Source organism: Alteromonas sp. 14N.309.X.WAT.G.H12 (assembly GCF_036697315.1).
In the GTDB taxonomy this organism is placed as follows: Bacteria; Pseudomonadota; Gammaproteobacteria; order Enterobacterales; family Alteromonadaceae; genus Alteromonas.
Map to the genome: position 1 here is coordinate 3,261 of NZ_JBAHZB010000142.1, position 3,792 is coordinate 7,052.

Sequence of the window (3,792 nt, forward strand, 5' to 3'; positions counted from 1 at the left end):
CGGGCTCATCATTATCCCAATCAACTTTCCGGGGGCGAACAACAACGGGTGGCGGTTGCCCGAGCGTTTATCAATCAGCCCAAAATTCTTTTTGCCGATGAGCCTACCGGTAATCTGGATGCCGCAAACAGTGAAAAAATAGAACAGCTCTTGTTCAACATGAACCAAGAGATAGGAACAACACTGGTGCTTGTTACCCATGACAGTCGACTAGCCCAACGCTGCGAGCGCCAATTAAGCATGCAAGGTGGAGCGCTGACAGAGACCACCCAAAGTGTAAACGCTGCTGAACAGGGAGCATAGCATGGGAATTGTGTCCAGCTTGGCGTGGCGTCTGTTCAGGCATGAAGCCCGACGGGGTGAGTTAACCATTATTTTGTTAGCCATCATCTTATCGGTGGCATCGGTTTTGTCCTTGTCTTTGTTTTCTGAGCGGTTACAAGGCGCGTTGCAAGATCGCTCAGCGGGTTTTTTAGCCGCAGATACCCAATTACGCTCTGCTAAGCCAATTTCGCCTCTATGGCTGGAGAAAGCCCATGAAGACGGGCTAGACACCGCCAGTCAGGTGGCGACCCGTTCCATGGCGTTTGGTGAAACGGAAATGGCGCTGGTGGATCTTAGAGCCGTCAACGAAAATTATCCCCTCAAAGGGACGATCCAAGTCGCTGATGCACCTTTTGGCGTGGCCCATCCGGTGGATACCTTGCCCAAACCGGGGGAAGCGTGGATAGACTCGCGGTTGTTTCAGCTACTCGACGTGGCGTTGGGCGACACCGTTTATATCGGTGATGCCAGTTTTCGTGTCAGTGGTGTGCTCAGTGAAATTCCCGATGCCGGCTTTAGCGTGTTTAATACCGAACCTATTATACTGATTCGACAAGCTGATGTGGCGGCGGCGAATATTACTGGGCCGGGCAGTCGGGTCACGTATAAATCTTATTTTACCGGCAATGCACAAGGGATTGACGAGTTTTATGATTGGCTACGCCCGCAGCTAAATGATGAACTTCACCGCTGGCGTGCCGCCGGTGATGATGACTCCCCCATTGGTCGCTCGGTAAAACGAGCAGAACGGTACTTTTTACTGGCCAGTTTGTTAGCCATTATTTTAGCGGCTGTTTCGATTGCGGTGGCTGCCCAGCGTTACAGTCAGCGTCATTTTGATCCTGTGGCCATCATGAAAACATTGGGGGCGAGTAAGGTCACCATTCGCCGTATCTATACGTTACAAATCTGTTTTATCACCTTGCTGGGTATTGTGCTTGGCGTTATTGCGGGCATGATTATTCAGCAACTGGTGGTTGTTGCCTTGGCCGCAAAGGTCGAAGTGTCGTTAGATGTGTGGCATTGGCGTCCCATTTTAATGGCCGTATTTACCGGTGTGGTGTGTGCGTTATTGTTCTCCTTATACCCCTTGTTACAACTTTTTTCGGTACCGCCCCTACGGGTATTACGCCGGGATATGGATACCAACCTCAGGGCGAAAAGCTTGCAGTTTTTGGCCGCCGGCGGGGCGATTTTTGCGCTGATGTGGACCTACAGTCAAGATCTCAAAATCAGTGCCATCTTGTTTGCTTCAGGCATCGCATTGGTTGCCGGACTATTACTGGTAACCTTAGGGTTAATTCGGCTGGGCCGGAAATTGGGCAATGGTTCTATGGGGCCTTGGCGTTTGGCGTGGGCAAGGATCCGTCGTCGCTCTATGGATAACAGTGTTCAGCTGATCAGTTTTTCTGTGACCTTATTGCTGCTGCTTGTGGTGCTAGTGATGCGCAATGATATGGTGGCCCAATGGCGGGCGCAGCTGCCTGAAGGTACGCCGAATTACTTTCTTATTAATATCACCGAAGCACAAAAACCGGATTTACAGGCCCATTTTGCGAAAAACGGTGTGCAAACTTCTGACTTCTTCCCCGTTGTGCGCGGGCGTTTTGTTGCGGTGAACGATGAAAAAGTGAATACCGAAGTAACAAAAGAAGATAACGCCGGCGACAGAGACGGGCGTGTGGGGTTAGGCCGGGAAGCGAATCTGACCTGGAGCAACAAGCTACAAACGGGCAATGAAATTATTGCCGGACAATGGCAGGGCGACCAAGGCCAACAGCCTGACGATGGAATTTATCCGGTTTCTGTGGAGTCAGAGGTGGCAGAGCGTTTAAAGATAGAATTAAACGATGTGCTAACGTTTAATATTGGTAGTGAAGAGGTACGGGCACGGGTGACCAGTTTACGCAAAGTTGATTGGCAAACCATGCAGCCCAATTTCTTCTTTGTGCTGTCTCCGGCGGCGATGCAGGGATTTTCTCCAACTTACATTACCAGTTTTTATTTGCCTACTGAACGAAAACATCAGCTCACCGCTTTGCTGCATCCCTTTGCTTCAACAACACTTTTTGATGTGGATGCTCGAATCAATCAATTGCGGGATATTGTTGAACAGGTCTCCCTTGCTGTTGAGTTTATTTTGATCTTGGTGTTGGCGGCGGGTGCGTTAGTGCTGATTGCACAGGTACAGGCATCAATGGATGAACGCCAGCAAGAGTTAGCGATATTGCGTACCTTGGGCGCCAAAGGAAGCCTCATTCGTCTTAGCGTGATTTACGAGTTTATTATTATTGGTCTTGTGGCGGGCTTTATGGCTGCCCTTGCCAATGAATTGAGTCTTTTTATGTTGCAAACCCAAGTCTTTCAAATGCAAGCATCCTTGCATCCCCAGTTTTGGCTCATTGCCCCTGTGGTTGGCGCCATTGTGGTGGGGATCTTAGGTGCGTTGGGTTGTTGGCGTTTGTTGTCGCTAAACACCACAACCCTGTTGCGTAAAATGGTTTAGTGTTTGGCGGTGTAAATCTCTTTTAGGGCGTCAGGTAAGGTGGGATAACGAAAAACAAAGCCTGCTTGACGCAGTTTTTCTGGGATGACGCACTGACCTTTTGTCACCAGCGCCGCCGATTCGCCCATTAACAGCGATAACACAAACGGGGGAAGGGTGAACATCGCTGGACGGTGCAATACCCGAGCAAGGGTTTTGGTAAATGCCCCGTTGGTTTCAGGTTGGGGCGCGGTAAGATTGAAGGGGCCTTCACAAGCGTCATTTTGCAATAAAAAGACAATGGCATTGACCATATCGTCGATATGGATCCACGATAAGAACTGTTTGCCGTCACCTATTTTCCCGCCCACGGCGAATTTAATGGGTAGCGCCATCTTGGGCAAGGCACCTTGTGATTTATCCAAAACCACGCCGGTTCGCAGCAAGCATACCCGGGTCGTGTCTGATGACGCCTCTGTGGCTATGCTCTCCCAGCGTTGGCAGACGTGATGTGAAAACTCAGGGTAAACGGTATGGTTGGCCTCGGTCACCGTATTGTCGTTTTGCCGTCCGTAGTAGCCAATGGCAGAGCCGGATAAAAATACCGAAGGCGGTTGCTGGCTGTGTTTTATGCGGTTAACTAACTGGGTGGTTAAGTCCCATCGACTTTGGCAGATCCGTTGTTTTTGCAGCGGTGTCCAGCGTTTATCGGCAATGGGTTCACCCGCCAAATTAATAACGGCATCAAATACAGAAAAGTCCGGGATTTCATGTAACCCTTGAATAACACTGACGGTATCCGGTAGCAAAGCTTTGGCTTTGTTTGGATCCCGGGTTAACACGGTGAAGCTATTTTCACCGTACGTGGCGTGTACAAGACGAGCGCCTATGAGTCCCGTGCCCCCGGTAAGTAATATATTCAAGTACGACTCCGTTAATCTTTGTGGCAGGATAAGGTCAGTGAAACCGAATCGGAGAAACGC

The 3,792-nt window shown here is 50.0% G+C and carries 3 protein-coding genes; 2 read left to right on the top strand and 1 reads right to left on the bottom strand.

Features of this window, described 5'->3' with window-relative positions; genetic code table 11:
* A partial coding sequence (locus tag V5298_RS18960; RefSeq protein ID WP_332932997.1) for an ATP-binding cassette domain-containing protein occupies positions 1–303 on the top strand: 303 nt, incomplete at its 5' end.
* 1 nt (position 304) lies between these two features.
* A complete protein-coding gene (locus V5298_RS18965) occupies positions 305–2,830 on the top strand; it encodes an ABC transporter permease (RefSeq protein WP_332932998.1) in 2,526 nt (841 codons plus the stop codon).
* Here V5298_RS18965 and V5298_RS18970 read toward each other — a convergent pair.
* The coding region (locus tag V5298_RS18970; RefSeq protein ID WP_332932999.1) for a TIGR01777 family oxidoreductase at positions 2,827–3,792 on the bottom strand (966 nt) is incomplete at its 5' end. The genes V5298_RS18965 and V5298_RS18970 overlap by 4 nt on opposite strands.

Coding starts and splice junctions, on each gene's coding strand:
- V5298_RS18965 (WP_332932998.1), top strand. CDS start 305: ATGGGAATTGTGTCCAGCTTGGCGTGGCGTCTGTTCAGGCATGAAGCC.